Genomic DNA, 22,667 nt, shown 5'->3' on the forward strand with positions numbered 1-22,667 from the left:
CAGTCTTTTATGCGCTAATCGTCAGATGCGCGATGAAAGCAGAACGATTTTCACCAGCTGACTTGGCTTTTGCATCCAATCTTGCTAGTACTCTTTTCGGCAAGGAAATATTGACTCTTTCGATATCGTCCGACAGCAAGGCTGGGTCAATCTCAGCAATTGCCCAAATGTATCCTTTGAAGCCTCCCTCTTTTTGCAGATCAGTAATAGAGCTGGCTTTAGGTATGTCTTTACCTGCATCTAATGCTGCTTCAATCCAAAGCTCGATTGCTTCTTTGGCATTCTCAATGGCTTCATCAATTCCGCTATCCGCTGCCGAGAAGCATCCCGGTAAATCAGGGACGATTACACCCCATGCCAGCTTATCGCCACCCGGTTCAATTGCAATTGGATATTTCATCATGACTCCTCTATTGAATTCCTGCTTGTTTGAGTAGCTTTTGAACCAATCCAATTCCCAGATCCTTTTTGGGGTGGGGAACGGTTATATGGCCAGATCTAGAGGGGTGATTAAAAACATGATGTGAGCCTTTTATGCCACGCAATACCCACCCATCTTTTTCTAATACTTTGATCAGTTCTTTGCTATTCATTACCAAATTATAAATACCATACACATCATACACACAAAATAGGGCTGTGTCCATGACACGAGACAGGGTATTGCAGAAGGTCGAGCCGAGTGCTTATTTGCTTATGGCTACGTAATTCTGTCAAAATTGGGGCAATGTCTGATTCAAATACAAAAACCCAAAATATAGCTTTTTTAGAGTCTGTTGCCTGGAATGAGCGGGGCCTGGTACCAGTGATTGCACAAGAGGTTGGCAGCAACGACGTCTTGATGATGGCCTGGATGAATCGCGAGGCTCTTTTGGAAACCATACGTTTGGGTGAGGCAGTCTACTGGACGCGCTCACGCCAAAAGCTGTGGCATAAAGGCGAAGAATCTGGGCATACTCAAAAGGTCAAAGAAATTCGCTTGGATTGCGATGGCGATACCATTTTGTTGCTGGTTGAGCAAAAAGATGGCATTGCTTGTCACACTGGCGAGCATAGTTGCTTCTTTCTGCAATGGGATTCAGTAAGCTCAAGTTGGCTCAAGATCAGCAAAACCTGACTCAAGTAATTATTTTGAGGCTTTATTTTTACTTTGTTATGATTTAGAATGATATATACTTTGATATATATCATGGAGTCAAGATGATGAGCCAAACAGCAAAAGTGTTTATGAACGGGCGTAGTCAAGCAATTCGCCTACCAGCCGCATTCCGTTTTGAAGAAAAAGAGGTGTTCATTCGCCGTGATGTGAATACAGGGGATTTAATTTTGTCTAGAAAGCCTGAAAATTGGGATGGTTTTTTCTCGGCACTACAGGGTGCCGACGTTCCAGCAGATTTTTTGAGTCCCGAGGAGCGAAATCAAGGACTCCAAAACCGAGACCCTTTTGACGGGGTCAATGAGTAATGAGATATATGCTGGATACCAATACAGTTAGCAGTCTCCTCAAGGAAAATCCACTTGTAAGTAAGAGAATAGCAAGCCTGCCAATGGATAGACTATGCTTATCGGTAATCTCTGAAGGAGAGCTTCTATATGGCTTGGCTAAAAAGCCGAATGCCAAGAAACTTCATAAAGTAGTACAAGAGTTTTTGAGGCGAGTAGATGTACTGGTGTGGAATAGCGATGTGGCTATGCATTATGGGTTTTTAAGGGCGGAGCTAGAGGGCGCTGGTAATAAGCTAGGGCCTCTGGATATGCAAATTGCAGCACATGCCTCGCAGCTTGGAGCAGTGCTCGTAACAAATGATCAAGCCTTTAAAAGAGTGCGGAAATTAAAAGTAGAGGACTGGACGATATAGTCCCATTAAAGCGTATCCATGGACAACATTAAAAATTTAGACTCTGCATTTGCCCATTTAGCTGATGTGGTGGATCAACGCCGCGATGCATTTAAGGCAGGCCAAGCTGACCCTAAAACTTCTTATACTGCATTGCTCTTTTCTAAGGGCGATGATGCAATTTTGAAAAAGATAGGTGAAGAGGCGACTGAAACAGTGATGGCGGCAAAGGATGTACGCACTGCCAACTTGGCCGTTGAGCAACAAAAGCTGCTTGTGGGTGAGATGGCAGATCTTTGGTTTCATTGCTTAATAGCGCTATCCCAATTCAACCTGCGTCCAGAGGATGTGATTGAAGAATTAGATCGTCGTCTGGGAACCTCGGGTATCGAAGAGAAGGCAGCCAGAAAAGCATCTGGCAAGGAGTGACGATGTTGCACGACCCAAATTGCCTGTTTTGTAAGATTTCTCAAGGTTTAATCCCATCTCAGAAGGTTTATGAAGATGAAGAAATCTTCGCATTTAAAGACATTAACCCCGCTGCACCAGTGCATTTCCTGTTAATTCCTAAAAAACATATCCCTATGTTGGAGTCTGCGGATAGCACTGATACCCCTTTGCTGGGTAGAATGATGGAATTAGCACCGCGTCTTGCCAAAGAGCAAGGCTGTCGTCCCGGTAAGGATGGTGGCTTTAGGTTGATGGTGAATAATGGTGCAGATGGCGGGCAGGAGGTTTATCACTTGCATTTGCATGTGATGGGCGGTCCACGTCCCTGGAAAAAATAATCCAAGGAGATTAAGAATGGGTTCATTTAGCATTTGGCACTGGTTAATTGTTTTGGTTATCGTGATGCTGGTTTTTGGAACTAAGAAATTACGTAATATTGGCCAAGATTTGGGTGGTGCCGTAAAGGGCTTCAAAGACGGTATGAAAGTACCTGAAGAATCTAAAGATAAAGAGCAAACTGCAGAGCAAATTCAGCAGGCATCTGCAACTGCAGAAAAAACCGTTGATGTGCAAGCTAAAGACGTCAATAAGTAATTATTGAAAGTGCAAATAGAAATTCGTGCAGGTTTAAATGATTGATCTTGGTGTTTCAAAACTTGCGCTTATCGCAGTAGTTGCCTTAGTAGTAGTTGGCCCAGAGCGCTTGCCAAAAGTAGCGCGAATGATTGGTAACTTATTTGGCCGTGCCCAGCGATATATGGCTGAAGTGAAGTCTGAAGTCAATCGTCAGATGGAGATTGACGAATTCAAAAAATTTCGTGAAGAAAGTACCTCTGCCTTAAAAGAGGTTGAGAACAGCATCAACTCAACAGTTCAAGAAGCGCAGGCCAACTTAAGTGATCAAGCAGATATTTTCGAAACCAGTTTTGAGAAGCCACCACTGGATGCAAAAGAGGTATTGCTGAAGTCGAAGCGTCAAGGACGTAATAGTTGGGGCGTAAGGCGGGCGGCAAGGCCAGTCTGGTTTAAGCGCTCAGCCGGTATTCGCACCCGTGTGCAATCGGGAGCAGCCAGAATGAAGCGCTTTCATCATGCTGCGAATAAATAAAATCAATAGAAGCACTCAAAACATTTCCGCATGACGCAAAATAATTCCGCCGAAGATTCCGGCTTGCAAGAATCTTTTCTTTCGCATCTATTTGAATTGCGCGATCGCGTCATTAAGTCAGCATTAGCAATTATTGTGGTGTTCGTTTGCTTGGTCTACTGGGCGCCAGATATATTTCATCTGTTTGCGCAACCTTTGCTAAAAGCCTTGCCTGCAGGCGGCAAGATGATCGTGACTGACGTTACAGGTTCTTTCTTTGTGCCAATGAAGGTCACGATGCTAGTGGCATTCATCATTGCATTGCCAGTGGTGATGTATCAGTTGTGGGCATTTATTGCCCCCGGCTTGTATATGCATGAGCGCAAGTTAATTTTGCCTTTAGTTGTCAGTAGCTATTCTTTATTCATTATTGGCATGGCATTTGCCTACTTTTTAGTTTTCCCCACCGTGTTCAACTTTATGGCGAGTTACAACGCGCCATTAGGCGCGGAGATGTCGACTGACATTGATAATTATCTGAGCTTTGCCATGACTACCTTCTTGGCTTTTGGTATTACTTTCGAGGTACCAGTGGTGGTGGTAGTTTTGGTTCGAATGGGAATGGTGCCCTTGGCTAAGCTGAAAGAAATTCGCCCTTATGTGATTGTGGGCGCATTTGTAATTTCAGCAGTAGTTACCCCGCCAGATGTCCTATCTCAGCTGCTTTTAGCAGTTCCTATGACACTGCTGTATGAATTGGGTTTATTAATTGCACGCTTCTATGTGCCAAAACCATCTGAGGATGATCAAGCCAGCTCAGCATCCGTTTGATTTTTGAGTTTGCTAGTAAACGTCGCAACTAACCAATTAGTGACTTGATCAAAACGATAGCGTCTTTGACGTAGATTACCTTCTAGACTTAACTCAGATCCGGCAAACGCTTTACCGGCAGCCAACAATGCACGGCGTTGCTGAATTGTTTCAATCTGAATTAATCTTGGCAATATCTTTGGTAGTTCCCAACGAATATCGACCACCACACAATGTTCATGTTGCAGCTGCCCAACCTCGCAAAGCAATAACTCTGCCTTGGTGAAATTAAATTGGTTGGCAATAATGATGCGATGACAAAGCAATAACCAATCTTCATCTAATTTATGTTCTGCATGATGATTGACTGCTTGCTCTGCTGAATGAGCCAGCTCAAACCAGGCATTCTTTGATGGGATCTGGCAGCTTTCTAAAATTTTGCTGAGCAATTCTTTTGCTTCTATTACACCTTGTTGCTGCGCATGCCATACCCAATAAGAAGCCTGGAGTCCGCGCACTTTCTCATCAGACTTTTCACGTTTACGCCAGAGGTTGGCACCCTTGCGGAGTTGCGCCTCTGGATGCCCAAGGTCTGCGGCGCGATCAAAGCAGCGATCACTTTCAGAGGCGTTGTATCCCGAAAACTGGGGGCGTCGATAAATCTCACCTAAGGCATACCAAGCATCACGGTCTCCATCCTTCGCAGCAAGCTCTAACCAGTGTGCTGCTTTTTTAAGAGAGGCGTTTGATTTTGATTGAACATTTCCATCAAGTTGTGCAAGGCGCAAACCTAAGGCGAGTTTTGCGGCAGTTAATCCAAGTTCTGCAGCTGAAATTAAGGCATCTTCATTTTGCTCTTCAAGCCAAGTCTTCCATAGAGAAGATAGAGCCTCATTTTTGGGTTGTAACTTCATGAGCAATTCTTTGGCCAGGGCCGTAAATGGATTTTCCGAATTAGCTATTTCAACTAAATACTCTTTTGCTAATTTTTGGAAATCACTCATATTTAGCTTAGCTAGTTTTTCTATGGAGACGGTGTTCGATCTTTTCTTTAGCCAACTCTCTAACTCAGACCGCATTTCTTGATTCAGAGGATTTACCAGTAAGTCAACGATTTGCCATTTGGCGGCGAATTTGAATTCAAGCGCCTCTTTTGATTCTGCCAACTGCCAAAAGGAGTCCCAGCCAAACCCAAAGGCGGGTGAGTTAAAGGTTTCGGAGAGGGGAATTTGGGTAATTTGTTCTAAAACTCCATAAATTTCAGCAGGACTTGAAAATTGATCTTTAAGTGCTTGATTTGTAATGGATGAATAGGATTTCTCTAGCCAAATAAGTGCATTAGAAGGCTGTATAGGGGTTTTAAAGGCACCAGTCAAATAGGCATTTGCCAATTTTTGTTGTGCAGAAACATCACCTAAGCGTGCTGAACCGAGGATTTTTAAGAATTCGCGACTTGCCATCTAACAATTCTCGCATTCAAAGGGGGTTGAAGGCGGAAAACCAAGGGCTTGTTGCCGAGATACAACGAAGAAAACCAAAAAACTACCTTTTGACAAGCAAAAAGAACTCCTAAATACCCTTACCACCAGTCTCGTGAAGCAAAACAAGCAAAATTCATAGGTCCCGGTTTTATTTGGGCATTACTTTTAATTTTTGGAGATTTAAAGAATGAAAAAATCGCTATTAGCAGTTGCAGCTATGGGTGCTTTTGCATCTGCTGCTCAAGCTCAGTCCAGCGTAACCGTATACGGTATCTTGGATATGGGTTATGTTGGTTACAACACACGTGCTGCAAACTTACCTTCAGCCAGTACAGGTGCATTGTCTGGCACAGTTAACAAAACTACAGGTAACGCATTTTCATCATCTGCAGAGTCCACATCACGTTTGGGCTTCAAAGGTACTGAGGATTTAGGTGGTGGTCTTTCTGGATTCTTCACTGTTGAGCTCGGTTTAGCACCACAAGGTCAACAAGCCGTTAATACTGGCGGCACACAAAACCGTCAAACTTTTGTTGGTTTGAAAAAGAGCGGTATCGGCCAATTCGCTGTTGGTACTCAGTACACTGTTATTCATAACGCTGTTGCAGCTACCGATCCAGGTAATGCAAACAACATCGCTGGTAACATCGTTTACCCAGCGGTTACTGAAGGTGCTGGTTCACAAGAAAACTCAACTGGTGCTGCATACGCTGTTCGTACGAACAACCAACTGTCATTGAACTCAGACACATTTGCTGGTTTCCAAGTAAATGCAATGTGGGTGATGAACAACAAGAACACAAACCAAACAACAACAGTTGCATCTGGTACTGGAACAAATCTTTCCTCTACAAATACAACTGGTGGTGTCAACAATCAAAACGGTTGGGGCTTAGGTGCTAATTACACATGGAATAAGTTGTATGCAACTGCTAACTACCAAGCTTTGACTTCTAAGCAACCGTTCAGCTCTGTAGCTACATACTCACTCAAGCCAACTACTGGCGTAACTACTGCTGATGCTGCATTAGCTGCTCCTGGTTTCCCAACAGTTGGTTATGCAGGTGGCTCTTCTGCTCCTGGTACAAACGTTCAAGATAACCAGTTCTACGCTGCTGCAACTTATGACTTCGGTATCTTGAAGGCCTATGCTCAGTACATCTCTCGTAAAGTTGATGCTCAACAAAACGCCAACTTCTACTTGAAGCGTACTGGCCAGCAGATCGGTGTTCGTAGCTACATCACTCCAACAATCGAAGCTTGGGCTTCTGGTGGTTTGGGACGTTACACAGGTTACGGTGCTAACTCTGCTAACTTGACTGCATGGCAGATTGGTTCGAACTACTGGCTCAGCAAGCGTACAAACTTGTACGCGATCTATGGCCAAACTGGTACCTCAAATACTTCATTGCCAACAACTTTGAACGGTACCACTGCTTCTGCATCAACTAACCCAAGCTCTACTAACCTCAGCAACTATGCTGTTGGTATTCGTCATACTTTCTAATTTGACGCTAGCGTAAGCTAGTTAATAATCAGTTTGTAAGTAAATTAACCCACCGTGGTAGCACGGTGGGTTTTTTATTTGCATCAACGGAAATTATTGTTTGGCAGACGACTTCGATTAAGATCAAGAGATGGGTCCCACATTTGCAAAACTACTCCAGGGTGCAATTGAAGAAATTCAACAAAATAGGCTTGCGTCAGCTAAAAACAGATTGTTAGAGGCACTGTTAGTAGAAAAAAATCATCCAGAAGCATTACGCTATCTTGGGATAGTTGCAGCCTTTAATCAAGAGTGGGATAAGGCGCTGGCGTTTATTGATTTAAGTATTGAAATTAACCCAAGCAATGATTTAAGTCACAGCAATCGAGGCAATATTCTAAAAGAGTTGGGGCGCCATGAAGATGCGCTCTCTTCCTATGAAAAAGCGCTCTTAATTAATCCTGACGATATCAGTACATTATGTAATGCTGCCCAGATATTAAATTTTCTACACAAGTATGGGCATTCAATCGCTTGTAGTGAGCGCGCTGTCAAATTACAACCAGAAAGTATAGAGGGCTGGCAAGAAGTGGGGACAACGTATTTTCTTGTAAAAGATTATGAAAAAGCAGTTGCCGCATATGAGCAAATATTAAAACTAAATCCCAATCATTTGCAGGCTCTGCTAAGTAAAGGCGATATTTATTTGGAGGATAAGCGCTTTGATTTGGCATATCAGACCCTGGAAAGAGCTTATCAAATAGACCCAGAGATCATGTTTATATTGGGCACCCTATTGCAAACCACCTTACAAATGTGCAATTGGAGCAATTTATCAAATGAAGTAGATCAGTTATTACGGGGGATTAGGGAGGGGCGCAAAGTGGCTTTGCCATATAACGTGATTACCCTATTAGATGATCCGTTGTTGATCAGAAAAGCCATTGGAATTTATGCCCACAGTATCCAACAAGATATTAAGAGGGTCATTCCATTAAAAGCTGTTGAACATAAAAAAATTCGCCTAGGCTATTTTTCAGCCGACTTTCATAATCATCCCACAACCTATTTAATGGCGGAGTTATTTGAATGCCATAACAAAACACAGTTTGAGGTGATAGGTTTCGCATTTGGGCGCAATCAACCAGATGAAATGCGAATGAGATTGCTGAAGGCCTTCGACCAGTTTATCGAGGTAGACCATCTTACAGATCAAGAGATTGCTGCCTTGTCGCGTGAGATGGAGATAGATATTGCGATTGATTTGAAGGGGTTCACGCAAGAAGGGCGCCCTCAAATTTTTATGTATGGTGCCGCGCCAATTCAGGTGAGTTACTTGGCGTTTCCTGGCACGATGGGATTAACCTGTTTTGACTATATCGTAGCTGACCCTATCTTGATACCTCCAGAAGATCAAAATGGGATAGTTGAAAAAATTATCTATATGCCAAATAGCTATCAAGTAAATGATAGGCATCGAGTCATATCAAAGAATAAAAAAACACGCGATGATTTTTGCCTACCATCAGTAGGATTTGTTTTCTGTTGCTTTAACAATAACTATAAGATTACCCCGACTGTTTTTGATGGTTGGGTTCGAATTCTGAATGCCGTTGAGGGTAGCGTTCTTTGGCTATTTGGCGATAACCCATACGCAATCGAGAATTTAAAAAAAGAAGCTCGGGCAAGGGGTTTAGATTCTGCGAGATTGGTATTTGCAGGGCGCGTGGATCAGGCTGATCATCTTGCTAGATACGAATTAGCTGATTTATTTCTAGATACGAGTCCCTGTAACGCGCATACCACTGCTAGTGATGCGCTATGGGCCGGATTGCCAGTATTAACTTTGATTGGCAGGTCATTTGCTGCACGAGTGGCTGCCAGCCTCTTAAATGCGGTTGGGTTGCCTGATTTAATTACTGATACTCTAGAAGAATATGAGCAAAAGGCAATAAGCTTAGCCAAAAATCGGCATGAACTTAGAGCTATAAAAGATAGACTGATGATAAATCGCCTAACAACACCACTTTTTGATACCCCGCTATTTACTAAGCATATTGAGCAGGGGTATCTCATGGCATATGAGCGATATCAGGCAAGATTATTGCCCGATCACCTATATATTTCCTAGTTACAGTTTGTGGGGTGTGAAGAAACCCAGTTTCGCAACGCTACTCCCACCATTTCCATTACAGCATCCCAATTTCCTGGGGTAGGCTGATTAAATAATCTGGCACTTGGGTACCAGTGAGACGTTTCTTGATTGATTAACCAGCGCCAGCAGGCGTCATAACGGTTTAAAATCCAAATAGGCTTGCCAAGTGCGCCGGCTAAATGGGCTGTTGAAGTATCTACCGTGATCACAAGATCCAGATTTTCAATGAGAGCAGCAGTATCTTCAAATGTTTCGAGCGCTGGCGTAAAAATAGAGAGATTTTCATTTGGCCAAATAGTTATTTTTTGTTGCAATAATTCAGATTCAGCGGGCTCACCTTTTTGCAGACTAAAAAATTTTATTCCTGCAATGTCCTTTAGTTTTGCGATAGTAGCCAATGGGATATTGCGGCGCGCATTGATAGCCCAGAGTTCAGGTTGGTCGGCTCTAAAGCCACCATTCCACACTAAGCCAACTTTGATGCCCACCAGATTCTTCAGTCGCTTATGCCACACCTGTGTTTTATTTGGGTTGGCAAAGAGGTAGGGCACTTTGGATGGTGAAGCAATTAGCGCTTGCTCAAAAAGAAACGGAAGGCTGAGCATTGAAACTTGAGAATCACATTCAGCTGGCGATCTTTCGCTAATAGAAATAACCCTTTTGACTCCCTTTAAAGTTTTAAGAACCTCGATTAGTTGGGGTTGAGTAGCAACGGTGATGACAGCACCCATATCAATGAGTTCGGGGATATAGCGACAAAATTGAAGGCTGTCACCAAGACCCTGTTCAGACCAAACCAGAATATTTTTATTAGTAAGGTCATCCAAATTAATTAGTGCGGCGATGTGATTAAATGGTTTTTTTGGCGCATTTTCTCTACGCCAACGATACTCATAGTTCTGCCAGCCATCTGCGTAATTTCCCTGAGAAAGCTGAAGAAACGAGAGATTGTATAAAGTATCAGGATCATCGGGCTTAAGTGTAAGGGCTTGATGGAAAGCTTTTAGTGCCTCTTCATATTCCCCAGTCACCATAAAGGAATTAGCCTTATTGCAATGGGCCTCAAGATAGCTTGGATCTAGATCGATAGCAGTTTGGTAGCAGGCAAGAGCTTCACTCTGTCGATCTAGCGCCTCTAAGGTGACTCCTTTGTTCAGCCATACCCGCGGATCATGGGGCCTTATTTTTTCCGCCTCAAGCAGATGTTCAAGCGACTCCCTATATTGACCTAAATTTTTAAGTGCCGCCCCCAAATTAATTTGGAGTTCAAATGAGCCAGGGTTTATTAGCCTAGCTTTTTTAAACTGTTCAACGGATTCCTTAAAAAGAAATAATTTGGCGTAGGCGAGGCCAAGATTATGCAAAACTTCAAAAAATGGTTCTACTATTTCTAGCGCAGATGTGTAATGGTAAGCTGCATGCTCAAAATTTCCTTGCTCAAGATAGAGGTCTCCCAGGGCAATTTTAATGGAAGCAGAACAGTCTGGATGCCTTACTAGTTTTAAGAGGAGATCAGTCGCTTCCTGTAATTTGCCTTCATAAGCCAAAATTGACGCCAAAAGTTTAGTCGCCGGAACAGATTTGGGGCTCTCTCTAACGATTGATTCCAATAAAGACTGTGCCTGCGCTAGATCTCCGCATTTAAGCCAATGCTCTGCAATTTGTATTTGTTCTGAAAACTTATCCATAATCTGGACTGGGTTTAGATGGCGTATGCATGTTGTTACATATCTCGATGATTGTTGTGGTTCTAAGGCTAAACCCTAGTTAGAGCATTATTTAGGTGATATTACACTGTATAAATAAGCTATAGTTTGGTACAAATAGCTTTATACATGAAGCTGAGTCAACTAAAAATTACCTTAAGGAAGAGACGCCACATGAAAATTCAAAAAATTTCCACTGTTTTTGCTACCTCCGCATTAGTTTCAGGACTTTTATTGTCTAGCGCCTGTTATGGCGCGAGCGCAACTATGGATAAGATCAAGTCCAGCGGTGCAGTAACAATGGGTGTGCGCGAATCCTCGATCCCGATGTCCTACACTACTGGCGATAGCCGATTTGATGGTTACCACGTCGAAATTTGTCGCATGATTTTGGGCGATATTAAAGATAAGCTGGGTATGAGCACGCTCCGTATTAATTATCAGCCTGTTACCTCTCAAAACCGGGTTCCCTTGGTCCAAAACGGGACAGTGGATATTGAGTGCGGTACCACCACTAACAATACTGCTCGTGCAAAAGACGTTGGCTTTGCCAATACCTTGTATGTTGAGGAAGTCCGTATTGCCGTAAAAGCAAGCTCTGGAATTACCTCCATCTCTCAATTGGCCGGTAAAAAGGTAGCTACAACTACTGGCACAACCTCCGTTCAGTTATTGCGTAAGCATGAAAAAGCCAATGGCGTGAATTTTGATGAAGTATTTGGTAAAGACCATGCCGATAGTTTCTTGCTCCTGGAGTCTGGTCGTGCTGATGCATTCGTGATGGATGGTTCAATCTTAGCGGGCAACATCGCTAACTCTAAGAATCCAAAAGATTATAAAATTGTTGGTGAAGTGCTTGCTACTGAGCCAATTGCAATCATGGTTCCGAAGAATGATCCTGAGTTTAAGGCCGCAGTAAATGCGGCTATTGCCAATATAGTCGCAAATGGCAAAATGCCTGGTCTGTGGAACAAATGGTTCTTAGCACCAATTCCACCAAAAAATATTGTCGTTGGTCTTGAGTTGTCTCCAGCCACTAAAAATGCTTGGGCCAATTTGAACGACAAGCCAGCAGAAGACTATAACAAGAAGTAATCTAAGAAAAATAAGTTCCTAATATGGCATTAGATCTAGGTGTCTTTTGTAAAAGCACCTTAGATGGAGAAGCAGTCGACCACTGCTTCTCCTCAATTTTTTGGCTTGGCCAAAACGCAGACCCTAGTTATCTAGACTGGTTGATGAAGGCATGGGGATGGACTTTAGCGGTAGCAGGGCTTGGTCTGACAATTGCTTTAATCGTAGGCGCTATTATGGGAACCCTCAGAACCCTGCCTGATACCGGTAGAACTAGTAGATTATTGGTGCGTTTATCTACTGCATGGGTAGAGTTATTTCGAAACATTCCCGTCTTAGTCCAAGTTTTTCTCTGGTATCACGTCATCCCCGCTTTTTTCCCTCCACTTAAAGCGGTGCCTTCCTATTGGTTGGTCAGCATTGCCCTCGGATTCTTCACTTCAGCACGGATTGCGGAACAGGTAAGGGCAGGAATTCAGTCTTTACCTAGTGGGCAACGCGCAGCTGCTACCGCTTTAGGGTTGAGTACTGCTCAAACTTATCGTTACGTGCTGTTACCAATGGCACTACGTATTGTTATTCCACCGCTGACTTCAGAAAGCATGAATGCTATTAAAAACTCTTCAGTAGCATTTGCTGTGTCTGTACCAGAGCTTACTTTATTTGCGATGCAAGCCCAAGAAGAGACTTCACATGGCGTTGAAATTTATTTAGCAGTCACCCTGCTTTATGCCTTATCAGCATTCGCAGTAAACCGCGTGATGGCATTGATTGAGAAGCGCAGCCGTATTCCCGGTTTTATTACTGCATCAAATGATGCTAGCTTGGCTCACTAGATGGGAATCATATGTTGAGCCTTGATCTGAGTTTTTACAATTGGGAGCTGTTTACCAGTTACATACTTAAAGGATTGTTATTTAGTGTTCAGTTAACAGTCATTGCAACTATCGGCGGAATCGTAGTGGGCACATTCCTCGCGCTCATGAGGCTGTCTGGAAAGCCTTTATTAGTCAATCCAGCTACTTTTTATGTCAATACCATGCGGTCTATTCCCTTGGTCATGGTCATTTTGTGGTTTTTCTTGCTAATCCCGATGCTGATTGGAAGACCTATTGGGGCAGACTTATCAGCTACGATTACCTTCATTGCATTCGAGGCCGCCTTCTTTTCAGAAATCGTTAGGGCTGGTATTCAATCAGTCCCTAAAGGTCAAGTCTATGCCGGCGAAGCTTTAGGTATGACTTATGGTCAAAATATGCGCTTGATTGTTTTGCCGCAAGCATTTAGGAACATGATTCCAGTATTTATGACCCAAACGATTATTTTGTTTCAAGATACTTCTTTGGTCTATGCAATTGGAGCTTATGACCTGCTCAAAGGTTTTGAGATTGCCGGTAAGAATTACGGACGCCCCATTGAGACCTATATTTTGGCTGCTGCTACCTATTTTGTAATCTGCTTCTCGCTTTCTAAAGTTGTCCGAAAAATCCACGCAAAAGTGGCGCTTATTCACTGAGCCACTTTTCATTTACTTATCGCTTAAATACATAGACCATCATGATTGAACTTCAAAACGTTTCTAAATGGTATGGCTCATTTCAGGTTTTAACTGATTGCACAACGTCGATCAAAAAAGGTGAGGTTGTTGTGATTTGTGGCCCCTCAGGATCGGGTAAATCCACTTTGATCAAGACGATCAACGCTTTAGAGCCGTTTCAGGCTGGAGCAATATCTGTTGATGGAATTGATTTGCATGATCCAAAAACAAACCTGCCTAAATTACGCGCACGGGTAGGAATGGTATTTCAGAACTTTGAGCTTTTCCCCCACCTAAGTATTACTGAGAATCTGACGCTTGCTCAAATGAAAGTATTGGATCGCTCTAGCGATGAAGCTAAGGTGCATGGCTTGAAATATCTTGAGCGCGTTGGTTTGATTGCACAAAAAGATAAATTCCCAGGCCAGCTTTCTGGTGGACAGCAACAACGTGTGGCCATTGCAAGAGCATTAAGCATGGATCCGATTGTGATGCTGTTTGATGAGCCTACTTCAGCATTAGATCCAGAAATGGTTGGTGAAGTGCTGGATGTCATGGTGAGTTTAGCTAATGAAGGTATGACCATGTGTTGCGTTACCCATGAGATGGGTTTTGCTAGAAAAGTGGGTCATCGCGTGATTTTTATGGATCAAGGACGAATAGTTGAGGATTGCATCAAGTCAGAATTTTTTGATAATCCCGAGACTCGCTCGCCAAGAGCAAAGGAGTTTCTGTCAAAAATTTTGGCCCATTAAGCCTTAAATTAAGCGCCTTAATTAATCTGTTTCTTGGGTTTGGGTCGCGTTCCAGTTTGGACTGTTAACTCCATTTCCTTGCCTTTGCGTAGAACAGTTAATTTAGCTTGGTTACCAGGGCTAATTTGAGCAATACCATTAAGCAGTCCACGCACGTCCTGAATGGAATTGCCATTGACGGCGAGCAAAACGTCCCCTGGCTTGACTCCCCCTCGTGCAGCGGGGCCACCTTCAAGCACGCCAGATATGAGTACGCCGGTAGTATTGCCAGGTAACCCTAGTGACTCTGAGAGCTCTTTAGAGAGGTTTTGGGGTTCTACCCCAACCCAACCCCTTGTTACGCTACCGTTGGCTAGGATGGACTCCATAATTTGCTTAGCCAGATTGATAGGGATTGCAAATCCGATGCCCATTGAACCGCCATTATTGGAATAAATAGCGGTATTAATACCAATAAGATTGCCGCGCGTATCGACTAAAGCACCACCTGAATTTCCAGGATTAATTGCAGCATCGGTTTGGATGAAGTTTTCAAAAGTATTAATACCGACATGATCACGCCCCATTGCAGAAACGATGCCGGAAGTTACCGTTTGCCCAACACCAAAGGGATTACCAATTGCGAGAACCACATCTCCTACGCGAACCGATTCAATTTTCCCAAGGCTTATCGGTGAAGGCAGTTGCTTTGCATCGATTTTCAAAACAGCAATATCGGTTTCAGGATCGCTACCAATAACTTTTGCCTTTACTTTCCTGCCGTCAGCTAGGGCAACATCAATATCATCAGCATCGCTAATCACATGATGATTGGTCAAAATTACTCCTTCAGGGCTTACCAATACTCCCGAACCAAGGCTGGATGTAGGCTCTTCTTGCGGTGGTTGATCGCCAAAAAAGAATTTAAACAAAGGGTCTGAAGGCTTACTATCGCTACCTTTGCGAGTCTTGGGCTTTGCTGAAGTTTTACTAGTAAATATATTGACAACCGCTGGCATCGATTTCTTGACTGCGTCATGATACGAACCGGGGCTAATCGCATTACCATCATAGGCGCCCTCTTTTAAAGTGACATTCTCTACGATGGAATTCATTTGTGCATTTGACAACCAACTCGGTTTTAGCGTAGCGACAATAAACCATACCGCCAAAAGAATGGTTACTGTTTGCGCAAAAAGTAACCAAAATCGATTCATCATTTTTTTGCTTTATAAAAAATTATTTTTTGAGACTATCGCGAATTTCACGAAGGAGTACAACATCTTCAGGGGTAGGTGGAGCTGGTGGCGCATCCATTAAACGTATTTTATTAACAATCTTGACCATTTGAAAAATGACAAAAGCTAAGAGAATGAAGTTGATGGAGATGGTGATGAAATTACCATAGGCGAAGATTGGTATACCTGCCTTTTTAAGGGCATCAAAAGTCCTCGGCACACCTTCTGGAACACTGCCTAAGACCAGAAATAAGTTCGTAAAGTCGATATGACCCCCCAAAAGGGTCGAAATGACCGGCATGACGATGTCGTTGACAAGGGAATCAACAATTTTTCCGAAGGCGCCACCAATAATCACACCCACCGCCAAGTCGATCACATTGCCTTTGACGGCGAAGTCCCGAAACTCCTTTAAAACGCTCATAAATGCCTTCCTTTTTGTCTGGATACTGATTAACTCGAGATTAACCCCATAACTTTCTTGCTTACCCCACTTTTTACTTTAAAATCCTACCTTTAAGCAATTTTTACCCATAAATACCCTTCTAGGAATTTTGTAAATGAGTGACAAGCCCAGTATGGACAAGGATCGCCGTAATTGGTTGATCGCCACTTCGGCGGTTGGTGGTGTAGGAGTAGCCGCAGCCCTGTACCCTTTTGTGGATAGTTTTGAGCCTTCCGAGCGCGCTAAAGCCGCTGGAGCAGCTGTTGAAATCGATATCACGGGTATGCAGCCTGATGAGATGCGAATGGTGGAGTGGCGCGGTAAGCCAGTCTGGGTGGTGCGTCGCACCCCCGAGCAGGTAGCCGAGTTGTCAAAGATTGATGGCGAATTGGCTGACCCTGATTCTTTGCGCGATCCAGCCCAATTTACACCCCCTTATGCCCAGAATCAGTGGCGCTCGATTAAGCCTGAATACCTCGTAGTAGTCGGTATTTGCACGCATTTAGGTTGCTCTCCAACTCCAAAATTCGAGTCTGGAGCCCAGCCATCCTTGCCAAATACTTGGCCAGGCGGTTTCCTTTGCCCATGTCATGGATCCACATTTGATATGGCAGGCCGTGTATTTAAGAACAAACCAGCCCCAGATAACCTTGAAGTGCCGCCACATATGTACATGAGCGACACCAAGATTCTGATCGGCGACGATAAGAAGGCCTAAGGAGAGATAAATGGCATTTCACGAAAAAGAAGTCCCAGCGGACGCATCTTCAGCCCAGAAGCTAATGGCCTGGGTTGACTCGCGCCTGCCTGTTACAGAAGCATTTAAGCGGCATATGAGCGAGTATTACGCTCCTAAGAATCTTAACTTTTTCTATATTTTTGGCGCATTGGCTATCGTAGTACTTGCCATGCAGATCGTTACAGGTATTTTCTTGACAATGAACTACAAGCCGGATGCTGCCAAGGCTTTTGAGTCAGTTGAGTACATTATGCGAGAGGTGCCATGGGGCTGGATGATTCGCTATATGCACTCAACCGGCGCTTCTATGTTCTTCGTCGTGGTCTATATGCATATGTTCCGCGGCTTAATCTACGGATCCTATCGCAAACCACGTGAATTGATCTGGATCTTCGGCTGTGCGATTTTCTTGTGCTTGATGGGTGAAGCGTTCTTTGGCTACTTGCTCCCATGGGGTCAAATGTCCTACTGGGGTGCTCAAGTCATTGTGAACTTATTCTCCGCAATTCCATTGATTGGGCCAGACCTATCTTTGTGGCTGCGCGGTGATTATGTTGTGGGCGATGCAACTCTCAACCGCTTCTTCGCTTTCCACGTGATTGCCATTCCGCTGGTATTAATTGGTTTGGTTGTGGCTCATATTCTGGCATTGCATGAAGTGGGCTCAAATAATCCAGACGGTGTAGAAATCAAAAATAATCTTGATGCACAAGGCCACCCTGTTGATGGCATTCCATTCCATCCTTTTTACAGTGTCCACGACATCATGTATCTCGGCGGTTTCTTAATTATTTTTGCGTCGATTGTTTTCTTTGCACCAGAGATGGGCGGCTATTTCTTAGAAGCAAATAACTTTATTCCTGCAAATCCGTTTGTAACGCCAACCCACATTGCACCAGTTTGGTATTTCACGCCGTTCTATTCCATGTTGCGTGCAACAACTACCAACTTCTTACTACCATTATGGATCTTCTTAGCTGTCATTCTTGGAATGTTTGCTAAGACTTCCAAAGATCTCAAGGTCAAAGGTGTTTGTGCAGCGATCGCTCTCATATTGGCCGGTGGTTTTTACCTGTTTGATGCGAAGTTTTGGGGAGTTGTGATCATGGGCGGTTCAGTCATCATCCTGTTCTTCTTACCTTGGCTTGATCATTCTCCAGTGAAATCCATTCGCTATCGTCCACAGTTCCATAAATATATTTATGGCGTGTTCGTAGTGAGTTTCGTGATCTTAGGTTACTTAGGTATCCAGCCACCATCACCCGTGTTTGAAAAGATTTCTCAGGTATGCACTATTTATTATCTGGGCTTCTTCTTGGCAATGCCGTTCTGGAGCACGCTTGGTACCTTCAAGCCAGTTCCAACACGCGTTACTTTTAAGTCCCATTAATTCACATCTGAGATATCAGCAAAGAGAAATTAGGATCTAGTATGAAACGAATTCTGCAAACTTTGATGGGCATCTGCCAGGCAGCTACTTTAGTTGCTGTCCTTAGCTTTGGTGTGAATGCCAACGCCAATGAAGGTGGCTTCCCGCTCGACGCAGCACCTAACCGCGTCAGTAACAATGCCTCATTGCAAAATGGCGCTAAGATATTTGTGAACTATTGCTTAAACTGCCATGCAGCTTCTAGCATGCGTTATAACCGTCTACGTGATATTGGCTTGACCGACCAACAAATCAAAGATAACCTGATTTTGACGGATGCCAAAGTTGGCGATCTCATGACGATCTCGATGACGGCAAAAGAGGGTAAGGCTTACTTTGGTAAGACTCCGCCAGATCTCTCCGTTGAAGCTCGTGCTCGTGGTACTGATTGGCTCTATACCTACTTCCGCACATTCTATAAAGACGATACAACCCAAACCGGTTGGAATAATTTGGTGTATCCAAATGTAGGTATGCCGCATGTGCTTTGGCAGTTGCAGGGTGAGCGTGCTGCTAAGTTTGAGGAACGTAAAGATCCGCATGATGAGAGCAGAACAGAAAAAGTATTCGTAGGCTTTGAGCAGTTGACTCCCGGCACGATGAAGTCGCAAGAGTATGACGACAATATTGCTGACTTGGTTTCGTTCTTATCTTGGATGGCTGAGCCAGTGCAATTGGAGCGTAAACGTCTTGGCGTTATAGTGCTCCTGTTCTTAGCCATCTTTACCTTGTTTGCATGGCGCTTGAACAAAGCGTATTGGAAAGATATTCACTAATTGAGTTCTGGAGGACTCAATTAGTTGGAAAGATTTAAAGCCGCAGTTTGTTGTGCGTTTGTTGCATTGAAGTAGAAATTTAAGGAAATCAATTTATGATGGTGTTGTACTCGGGCACTAACTGCCCATTCTCGCAACGCTGCCGCTTGGTGCTTTTTGAAAAGGGCATGGATTTTGAAATCCGCGATGTCGACTTGTTTAACAAGCCTGAAGACATTTCGGTGATGAACCCCTACGGCCAAGTTCCTATCTTAGTAGAGCGTGACTTGATTTTGTATGAATCAAATATCATCAATGAATACATTGATGAGCGTTTTCCTCATCCACAATTAATGCCGCCTGATCCAGTCGCGCGTGCACGCGCACGCCTCTTCCTTTTTAATTTTGAGAAAGAGCTGTTTGTGCATGTAGCCGCCCTAGAAAATGAAAAGGGCAAGGCAGCTGAAAAGAATCACGAGAAAGCGCGTTTAGCAATTCGTGATCGTTTGACACAGTTGGCACCTATTTTTGTTAAGAATAAGTACATGCTTGGCGATGAGTTCTCTATGCTGGATGTGGCCATTGCTCCATTGTTATGGCGTCTTGAGCACTACGGTATTGATCTTTCACGTAATGCTGCAGCTCTATTAAAGTACGCTGAGCGTATTTTTAGCAGACCTGCTTATATTGAAGCCTTGACCCCTTCTGAAAAGGTGATGCGCCGCTAAGATCATCTAGCGGTTCATTTCTGGTCAGCATGTCTGACATTCCAAGCAATAAGCCCTATCTCATCCGTGCTCTACACCAGTGGTGCACGGATTTTGGTTTTACACCTTTCATCGCTGTTTTTGTAGATGCCAGGGTGGAGGTACCCATGGAGTTTGTGAAGAAAGATGAGATTGTTTTAAATCTCTCTCTTGAAGCTTGCCATCAGCTCCAAATGGAAAACGACTGGATTAGCTTTCAGGCGCGATTTGGGGGAATCCCCAGAAAGATCATGGTTCCAGTGAGTCATGTGCTTGCAATCTACGCCAGAGAAAACGGACAAGGCATGTCATTCCCATTCGACCCATCTCAAGCAAGGGATTTACACATAGCAGATGCTTCTGACGAGGGCCCTGAAAAGCCAAAAACTAGCAGGCCATCCTTAAAGATTGTGAAATAGGCTAAAATATCAACCGTTGCCCCTTTAGCTCATCTGGTAGAGCAACTGATTTGTAATCAGTAGGTGGTCTGTTCGAGTCGGACAAGGGGCACCAGAACATCAGGCTCACTGTTTACTAGCAAGTGAGCCTTTTCTTTTGAGGTGATCGAAAAATGGTAACTTTTAATATTTGCAAGATCCAGATTAATGAATTACATCATCTTTTTGATGATCTAGTGTCGACTTTGAGTGCCTCATTAAAAGACCTTGGGCATCAATGTACAGTGAGTTCAAATGAGATTAAGCCTAATACAGTCAATATATTGATTGGCTCGATCATGTTTAGTGACAGCTTACTTTCAACTGCTTTAACTCAGCCTTACATCGTTTATCAATTAGAGATTTTGGATGATGAACTGGGGCATCTCAAAAATTATCCCAAGTATCTAGAATTTTTATCTCGAGCACTCTCAGTTTGGGATTACTCACCAAAGAATTTTAATTATCTGCAATCGAAAGGTCTTCAAAATGTGGAGTTTGTTCCGCCTGGGTACCATTCTATAAGTGAAAAATTGGCTCGGCGGAATTCTGAGCATCAGTTTGATTTTCTGTTTATTGGGTCATTAAGCCCAAGACGAGCAATTTTCTTGGAGAGGCTTGTTAAAAGGGGATATAAAGTCGGAGCCGTCACTGAAAATAACGAGGCTTTTGGCATTAAAAGAGACCAGCTGATTGCTGGCTCTAAAATACTTGTTAATGTGCATTGTTTTGAGGACCTCAATACCCTCGAAACAGTAAGAATTTCTTACTTATTAACCAATGGTGCTGTAGTTATTTCTGAAGCCTCAGATCATGACCCATACGAAGGAGCAATTGGGTATGCAAAATATGATGAGCTATTAGATTATTGCGCCCATGTTTTATCTAATGAAGAGAGTTTACAGAAACGCTCGGCTGATGGCTATGCTGCAATTAGAAAAATTGATATGAAAAACTCGGTTGAAAAAGCATTAATTAATTTGCATCTTTCATAATTGGTTACTGTTACCTCGAATTTTATAGGGCATGTTTTTCTTAATCGCTAAGCTGTGTTTTTCGAGTTTCTGGAAGGTACAGTAGGGCAAGGATAAAAGCACATGCCAAGAAAATCGTTGGATACCATAGCCCTGCAATATCGCTTGCCCACTTTTTATTTAGCCAAGTAATAATAAAGGGGAGCATGCCACCAATCCACCCAGCAGCTAAGTTATGCGGCAGGGTAGCAGCGCTATTTCTATTCCTTGCAGAAAACAATTCTGCTAATAATGCAGTTTGAGGACCAACAACTAAGGCAAGTATCGTTGATAGACCAATCAGTATTGATGCGATCATTATTATTTGATTGCCGTTCTGATTTGACTGAGAAATCTCCTTTCCAAGATATTCAAGTAAATGAAACGATGGCAAAATAAGTACAGCCCCTAATGCTAATCCACATACAATTACTGGTTTTCTGCCGACTTTGTCTGAGAGCCATCCCGCAAATACAGTGAGCGGTAATAAAGCAAGCGTGGCATAGATGGTCAGTTGATCGACTAGTTGAGGTGGTAGTTTTACGGAGGTTTTCAAAAAGATCGAGGTGTAGACCTGAATGCAAAAGAAAAGAACTGCTCCACCAGCAGAGATACAGAAAAATAGTAGAAACATATGCTTACGGGTTTGACGGTCTTTAAAGTTATCTCGTAATGGACTCTTTGATCGGGCGGATCTCTTATCCAGATCTAAAAAGATCGGCGTTTCTTTTAACGCTATTCTTGCTTTGACGGCGACCAGTAGCAAAATAAGCGAAACCCAAAAGGGCACTCGCCAACCCCAGGACATAAATTCATCGGCTGTAAGCCAACTTTGTAGGAATGTAACTTGCATAGTTGAGACCAGTATTCCCAAAGGTCCCATTAATTGTAAAAAGCTGGTTTTAAATCCCCTATGTTTTTCGCCGGCATGTTCAGTAAGATAAACAGCACTTCCGCCAATCTCACCCCCAGCTGATAAGCCTTGGAGTAGCCTTAGGCTGACCAAAAGAATGGGCGCCCAGATTCCTATTTGGGCATAGGTCGGCAAAAATCCTACGCAAAAGGTTGCTAGCCCCATTAAAGCAATCGTAATCATAAAAACAGGTTTGCGGCCTATGCGATCGCCCATAGAGCCAAAGACGGCAGCGCCAATAGGCCTGACCACCATTCCCGCGCCAAACGTCGCTAAACTCGCCAGCAGACCAGCGCTTGGATCGCTTGATGGAAAAAATAGAGGAGCAAAAATAATCGCAAGAGTGGCAAAAGTCAGAAAGTCATACCACTCCAAAAATGTGCCAAAACAGGCTGCTACTGCTACTCTTCGGTAGGATTTTGCAGCTTCTTTATTTTCTAAGATGTTGATTTTATTCAATTTAATTCTTTATTGGTCAATATATGTTGCATAGCAGCAAATAATTCTTGATTTGTCATATTTCTTCAGTTACAGTTTCATGGTGCAGTGCAATATTTAAGGAAATGCAATTCTCCTTAAATGCACTTAATTATC

At 43.3% G+C, this 22,667-nt stretch carries 27 protein-coding genes and 1 tRNA gene; 21 read left to right on the forward strand and 7 right to left on the reverse strand.

The window, feature by feature from the left end; genetic code table 11:
• Window positions 1-7: 7 nt before the first annotated feature.
• Together ICN45_RS07115 and ICN45_RS07120 are read right to left on the reverse strand one after the other, a co-directional pair.
• A complete protein-coding gene (locus tag ICN45_RS07115; RefSeq protein WP_216174852.1) occupies window positions 8-400 on the reverse strand; it encodes a type II toxin-antitoxin system HicB family antitoxin in 393 nt (130 codons plus the stop codon).
• Between the two features lie 10 nt (window positions 401-410).
• Window positions 411-593, reverse strand: a complete 183-nt coding sequence (locus ICN45_RS07120) for a type II toxin-antitoxin system HicA family toxin (protein WP_216174854.1) — start codon at window positions 591-593, stop codon at window positions 411-413.
• Window positions 594-727: 134 nt separating this feature from the next.
• Here ICN45_RS07120 and hisI point away from each other — a divergent pair, with 134 nt between their 5' ends.
• From hisI to tatC, 8 genes are all read left to right on the forward strand, one after another.
• Window positions 728-1,117, forward strand: coding sequence for a phosphoribosyl-AMP cyclohydrolase (hisI, locus tag ICN45_RS07125; RefSeq protein WP_216174856.1), 390 nt, complete (start codon window positions 728-730; stop codon window positions 1,115-1,117).
• A gap of 83 nt (window positions 1,118-1,200) precedes the next feature.
• Complete coding sequence (locus ICN45_RS07130; RefSeq protein WP_439650783.1) at window positions 1,201-1,464, forward strand: antitoxin; 264 nt, start codon at window positions 1,201-1,203, stop codon at window positions 1,462-1,464.
• Window positions 1,464-1,859 carry a type II toxin-antitoxin system VapC family toxin gene (locus ICN45_RS07135; RefSeq protein WP_255531119.1) on the forward strand — a complete coding sequence of 132 codons (396 nt, stop codon included), beginning with the start codon at window positions 1,464-1,466 and terminating at the stop codon, window positions 1,857-1,859. Before ICN45_RS07130 ends, ICN45_RS07135 begins: the two co-directional genes overlap by 1 nt.
• Window positions 1,860-1,877: 18 nt before the next feature.
• On the forward strand, window positions 1,878-2,267 hold the full coding sequence (locus tag ICN45_RS07140; protein WP_216174858.1) for a phosphoribosyl-ATP diphosphatase: 390 nt from the start codon (window positions 1,878-1,880) through the stop codon (window positions 2,265-2,267).
• A 2-nt stretch (window positions 2,268-2,269) separates the two neighbouring features.
• Complete coding sequence (locus ICN45_RS07145; protein ID WP_216174860.1) at window positions 2,270-2,626, forward strand: histidine triad nucleotide-binding protein; 357 nt, start codon at window positions 2,270-2,272, stop codon at window positions 2,624-2,626.
• 16 nt (window positions 2,627-2,642) lie between these two features.
• Entirely contained in the window at window positions 2,643-2,882 is a 240-nt protein-coding gene (gene tatA / locus ICN45_RS07150) for a Sec-independent protein translocase subunit TatA (RefSeq protein WP_216174862.1), read from the forward strand.
• A 37-nt stretch (window positions 2,883-2,919) separates the two neighbouring features.
• On the forward strand, window positions 2,920-3,396 hold the full coding sequence (tatB, locus tag ICN45_RS07155; RefSeq protein WP_216174864.1) for a Sec-independent protein translocase protein TatB: 477 nt from the start codon (window positions 2,920-2,922) through the stop codon (window positions 3,394-3,396).
• A 30-nt stretch (window positions 3,397-3,426) separates the two neighbouring features.
• Complete coding sequence (gene tatC, locus ICN45_RS07160; protein ID WP_216174866.1) at window positions 3,427-4,206, forward strand: twin-arginine translocase subunit TatC; 780 nt, start codon at window positions 3,427-3,429, stop codon at window positions 4,204-4,206.
• Here tatC and ICN45_RS07165 read toward each other — a convergent pair.
• Window positions 4,182-5,645 carry a tetratricopeptide repeat protein gene (locus tag ICN45_RS07165; protein ID WP_216174868.1) on the reverse strand — a complete coding sequence of 488 codons (1,464 nt, stop codon included), beginning with the start codon at window positions 5,643-5,645 and terminating at the stop codon, window positions 4,182-4,184. The two genes, tatC and ICN45_RS07165, sit on opposite strands and share 25 nt — an antisense overlap.
• A gap of 208 nt (window positions 5,646-5,853) precedes the next feature.
• Here ICN45_RS07165 and ICN45_RS07170 point away from each other — a divergent pair, with 208 nt between their 5' ends.
• Both ICN45_RS07170 and ICN45_RS07175 read left to right on the forward strand, forming a co-directional pair.
• On the forward strand, window positions 5,854-7,173 hold the full coding sequence (locus ICN45_RS07170) for a porin (RefSeq protein ID WP_216174870.1): 1,320 nt from the start codon (window positions 5,854-5,856) through the stop codon (window positions 7,171-7,173).
• A gap of 130 nt (window positions 7,174-7,303) precedes the next feature.
• On the forward strand, window positions 7,304-9,283 hold the full coding sequence (locus tag ICN45_RS07175) for an O-linked N-acetylglucosamine transferase, SPINDLY family protein (RefSeq protein ID WP_216174871.1): 1,980 nt from the start codon (window positions 7,304-7,306) through the stop codon (window positions 9,281-9,283).
• Here the strand turns inward: ICN45_RS07175 and ICN45_RS07180 are convergent.
• Window positions 9,280-10,995 (reverse strand): tetratricopeptide repeat protein, encoded by a 1,716-nt coding sequence (locus ICN45_RS07180; RefSeq protein ID WP_216174873.1) that lies wholly within the window; start codon window positions 10,993-10,995, stop codon window positions 9,280-9,282. The two genes, ICN45_RS07175 and ICN45_RS07180, sit on opposite strands and share 4 nt — an antisense overlap.
• Window positions 10,996-11,187: 192 nt before the next feature.
• Here ICN45_RS07180 and ICN45_RS07185 point away from each other — a divergent pair, with 192 nt between their 5' ends.
• From ICN45_RS07185 to ICN45_RS07200, 4 genes are read left to right on the forward strand one after another with little or no spacing between them, the layout of a single operon-like run.
• Window positions 11,188-12,108 carry an amino acid ABC transporter substrate-binding protein gene (locus ICN45_RS07185; RefSeq protein WP_216174875.1) on the forward strand — a complete coding sequence of 307 codons (921 nt, stop codon included), beginning with the start codon at window positions 11,188-11,190 and terminating at the stop codon, window positions 12,106-12,108.
• 23 nt (window positions 12,109-12,131) lie between these two features.
• Window positions 12,132-12,923 (forward strand): amino acid ABC transporter permease, encoded by a 792-nt coding sequence (locus ICN45_RS07190; protein ID WP_216174877.1) that lies wholly within the window; start codon window positions 12,132-12,134, stop codon window positions 12,921-12,923.
• A gap of 11 nt (window positions 12,924-12,934) precedes the next feature.
• Window positions 12,935-13,603 (forward strand): amino acid ABC transporter permease, encoded by a 669-nt coding sequence (locus ICN45_RS07195; RefSeq protein WP_216174879.1) that lies wholly within the window; start codon window positions 12,935-12,937, stop codon window positions 13,601-13,603.
• Between the two features lie 41 nt (window positions 13,604-13,644).
• The gene (locus ICN45_RS07200; protein WP_216174881.1) at window positions 13,645-14,379 is read left to right on the forward strand and encodes an amino acid ABC transporter ATP-binding protein; all 735 of its coding nucleotides are present in this window, start codon (window positions 13,645-13,647) and stop codon (window positions 14,377-14,379) included.
• A gap of 17 nt (window positions 14,380-14,396) precedes the next feature.
• Here the strand turns inward: ICN45_RS07200 and ICN45_RS07205 are convergent, their stop codons facing one another.
• The gene (locus ICN45_RS07205; RefSeq protein WP_216174883.1) at window positions 14,397-15,578 is read right to left on the reverse strand and encodes a Do family serine endopeptidase; all 1,182 of its coding nucleotides are present in this window, start codon (window positions 15,576-15,578) and stop codon (window positions 14,397-14,399) included.
• Window positions 15,579-15,597: 19 nt separating this feature from the next.
• Window positions 15,598-16,020 (reverse strand): large conductance mechanosensitive channel protein MscL, encoded by a 423-nt coding sequence (gene mscL, locus ICN45_RS07210; protein WP_216174885.1) that lies wholly within the window; start codon window positions 16,018-16,020, stop codon window positions 15,598-15,600.
• A 136-nt stretch (window positions 16,021-16,156) separates the two neighbouring features.
• Between mscL and petA the strand changes: the two genes are divergently transcribed.
• From petA to ICN45_RS07245, 7 genes are all read left to right on the forward strand, one after another.
• Window positions 16,157-16,759, forward strand: a complete 603-nt coding sequence (gene petA, locus ICN45_RS07215; RefSeq protein WP_216174887.1) for a ubiquinol-cytochrome c reductase iron-sulfur subunit — start codon at window positions 16,157-16,159, stop codon at window positions 16,757-16,759.
• 10 nt (window positions 16,760-16,769) lie between these two features.
• Complete coding sequence (locus ICN45_RS07220) at window positions 16,770-18,170, forward strand: cytochrome b (RefSeq protein ID WP_216174889.1); 1,401 nt, start codon at window positions 16,770-16,772, stop codon at window positions 18,168-18,170.
• Window positions 18,171-18,211: 41 nt separating this feature from the next.
• A complete protein-coding gene (locus tag ICN45_RS07225; protein WP_439650784.1) occupies window positions 18,212-18,985 on the forward strand; it encodes a cytochrome c1 in 774 nt (257 codons plus the stop codon).
• A gap of 95 nt (window positions 18,986-19,080) precedes the next feature.
• Window positions 19,081-19,692, forward strand: coding sequence for a glutathione S-transferase N-terminal domain-containing protein (locus tag ICN45_RS07230; protein ID WP_216174891.1), 612 nt, complete (start codon window positions 19,081-19,083; stop codon window positions 19,690-19,692).
• Between the two features lie 29 nt (window positions 19,693-19,721).
• Window positions 19,722-20,129, forward strand: a complete 408-nt coding sequence (locus ICN45_RS07235) for a ClpXP protease specificity-enhancing factor (protein WP_216174893.1) — start codon at window positions 19,722-19,724, stop codon at window positions 20,127-20,129.
• An 18-nt stretch (window positions 20,130-20,147) separates the two neighbouring features.
• Window positions 20,148-20,223: transfer RNA gene (locus ICN45_RS07240), tRNA-Thr, on the forward strand.
• 130 nt (window positions 20,224-20,353) lie between these two features.
• Window positions 20,354-21,142: a CgeB family protein gene (locus tag ICN45_RS07245; RefSeq protein WP_216174895.1), complete on the forward strand. Its 789-nt coding sequence runs from the start codon at window positions 20,354-20,356 to the stop codon at window positions 21,140-21,142.
• 40 nt (window positions 21,143-21,182) lie between these two features.
• Here ICN45_RS07245 and ICN45_RS07250 read toward each other — a convergent pair whose 3' ends face one another.
• Window positions 21,183-22,532: an MFS transporter gene (locus ICN45_RS07250; RefSeq protein ID WP_216174897.1), complete on the reverse strand. Its 1,350-nt coding sequence runs from the start codon at window positions 22,530-22,532 to the stop codon at window positions 21,183-21,185.
• Window positions 22,533-22,667: the final 135 nt, after the last annotated feature.

Origin of the sequence: Polynucleobacter alcilacus (assembly GCF_018881545.1) — a bacterium.
Lineage (GTDB): Bacteria > Pseudomonadota > Gammaproteobacteria > Burkholderiales > Burkholderiaceae > Polynucleobacter > Polynucleobacter alcilacus.

What these genes read in the sequence shown, in the direction of transcription:
- ICN45_RS07135 (WP_255531119.1), top strand. Translation starts at nt 1,464, where the DNA reads ATGAGATATATGCTGGATACCAATACAGTTAGCAGTCTCCTCAAGGAA.
- ICN45_RS07185 (WP_216174875.1), top strand. Translation starts at nt 11,188, where the DNA reads ATGAAAATTCAAAAAATTTCCACTGTTTTTGCTACCTCCGCATTAGTT.
- ICN45_RS07120 (WP_216174854.1), bottom strand. Translation starts at nt 593, where the DNA reads ATGAATAGCAAAGAACTGATCAAAGTATTAGAAAAAGATGGGTGGGTA.
- mscL (WP_216174885.1), bottom strand. Translation starts at nt 16,020, where the DNA reads ATGAGCGTTTTAAAGGAGTTTCGGGACTTCGCCGTCAAAGGCAATGTG.
- hisI (WP_216174856.1), top strand. Translation starts at nt 728, where the DNA reads ATGTCTGATTCAAATACAAAAACCCAAAATATAGCTTTTTTAGAGTCT.
- ICN45_RS07180 (WP_216174873.1), bottom strand. Translation starts at nt 10,995, where the DNA reads ATGGATAAGTTTTCAGAACAAATACAAATTGCAGAGCATTGGCTTAAA.
- ICN45_RS07145 (WP_216174860.1), top strand. Translation starts at nt 2,270, where the DNA reads ATGTTGCACGACCCAAATTGCCTGTTTTGTAAGATTTCTCAAGGTTTA.
- ICN45_RS07165 (WP_216174868.1), bottom strand. Translation starts at nt 5,645, where the DNA reads ATGGCAAGTCGCGAATTCTTAAAAATCCTCGGTTCAGCACGCTTAGGT.
- ICN45_RS07235 (WP_216174893.1), top strand. Translation starts at nt 19,722, where the DNA reads ATGTCTGACATTCCAAGCAATAAGCCCTATCTCATCCGTGCTCTACAC.
- tatB (WP_216174864.1), top strand. Translation starts at nt 2,920, where the DNA reads ATGATTGATCTTGGTGTTTCAAAACTTGCGCTTATCGCAGTAGTTGCC.
- tatA (WP_216174862.1), top strand. Translation starts at nt 2,643, where the DNA reads ATGGGTTCATTTAGCATTTGGCACTGGTTAATTGTTTTGGTTATCGTG.
- ICN45_RS07115 (WP_216174852.1), bottom strand. Translation starts at nt 400, where the DNA reads ATGAAATATCCAATTGCAATTGAACCGGGTGGCGATAAGCTGGCATGG.
- tatC (WP_216174866.1), top strand. Translation starts at nt 3,427, where the DNA reads ATGACGCAAAATAATTCCGCCGAAGATTCCGGCTTGCAAGAATCTTTT.
- ICN45_RS07195 (WP_216174879.1), top strand. Translation starts at nt 12,935, where the DNA reads ATGTTGAGCCTTGATCTGAGTTTTTACAATTGGGAGCTGTTTACCAGT.
- ICN45_RS07170 (WP_216174870.1), top strand. Translation starts at nt 5,854, where the DNA reads ATGAAAAAATCGCTATTAGCAGTTGCAGCTATGGGTGCTTTTGCATCT.
- ICN45_RS07230 (WP_216174891.1), top strand. Translation starts at nt 19,081, where the DNA reads ATGATGGTGTTGTACTCGGGCACTAACTGCCCATTCTCGCAACGCTGC.
- petA (WP_216174887.1), top strand. Translation starts at nt 16,157, where the DNA reads ATGAGTGACAAGCCCAGTATGGACAAGGATCGCCGTAATTGGTTGATC.
- ICN45_RS07205 (WP_216174883.1), bottom strand. Translation starts at nt 15,578, where the DNA reads ATGATGAATCGATTTTGGTTACTTTTTGCGCAAACAGTAACCATTCTT.
- ICN45_RS07225 (WP_439650784.1), top strand. Translation starts at nt 18,212, where the DNA reads ATGAAACGAATTCTGCAAACTTTGATGGGCATCTGCCAGGCAGCTACT.
- ICN45_RS07220 (WP_216174889.1), top strand. Translation starts at nt 16,770, where the DNA reads ATGGCATTTCACGAAAAAGAAGTCCCAGCGGACGCATCTTCAGCCCAG.
- ICN45_RS07175 (WP_216174871.1), top strand. Translation starts at nt 7,304, where the DNA reads ATGGGTCCCACATTTGCAAAACTACTCCAGGGTGCAATTGAAGAAATT.
- ICN45_RS07130 (WP_439650783.1), top strand. Translation starts at nt 1,201, where the DNA reads ATGATGAGCCAAACAGCAAAAGTGTTTATGAACGGGCGTAGTCAAGCA.
- ICN45_RS07190 (WP_216174877.1), top strand. Translation starts at nt 12,132, where the DNA reads ATGGCATTAGATCTAGGTGTCTTTTGTAAAAGCACCTTAGATGGAGAA.
- ICN45_RS07200 (WP_216174881.1), top strand. Translation starts at nt 13,645, where the DNA reads ATGATTGAACTTCAAAACGTTTCTAAATGGTATGGCTCATTTCAGGTT.
- ICN45_RS07140 (WP_216174858.1), top strand. Translation starts at nt 1,878, where the DNA reads ATGGACAACATTAAAAATTTAGACTCTGCATTTGCCCATTTAGCTGAT.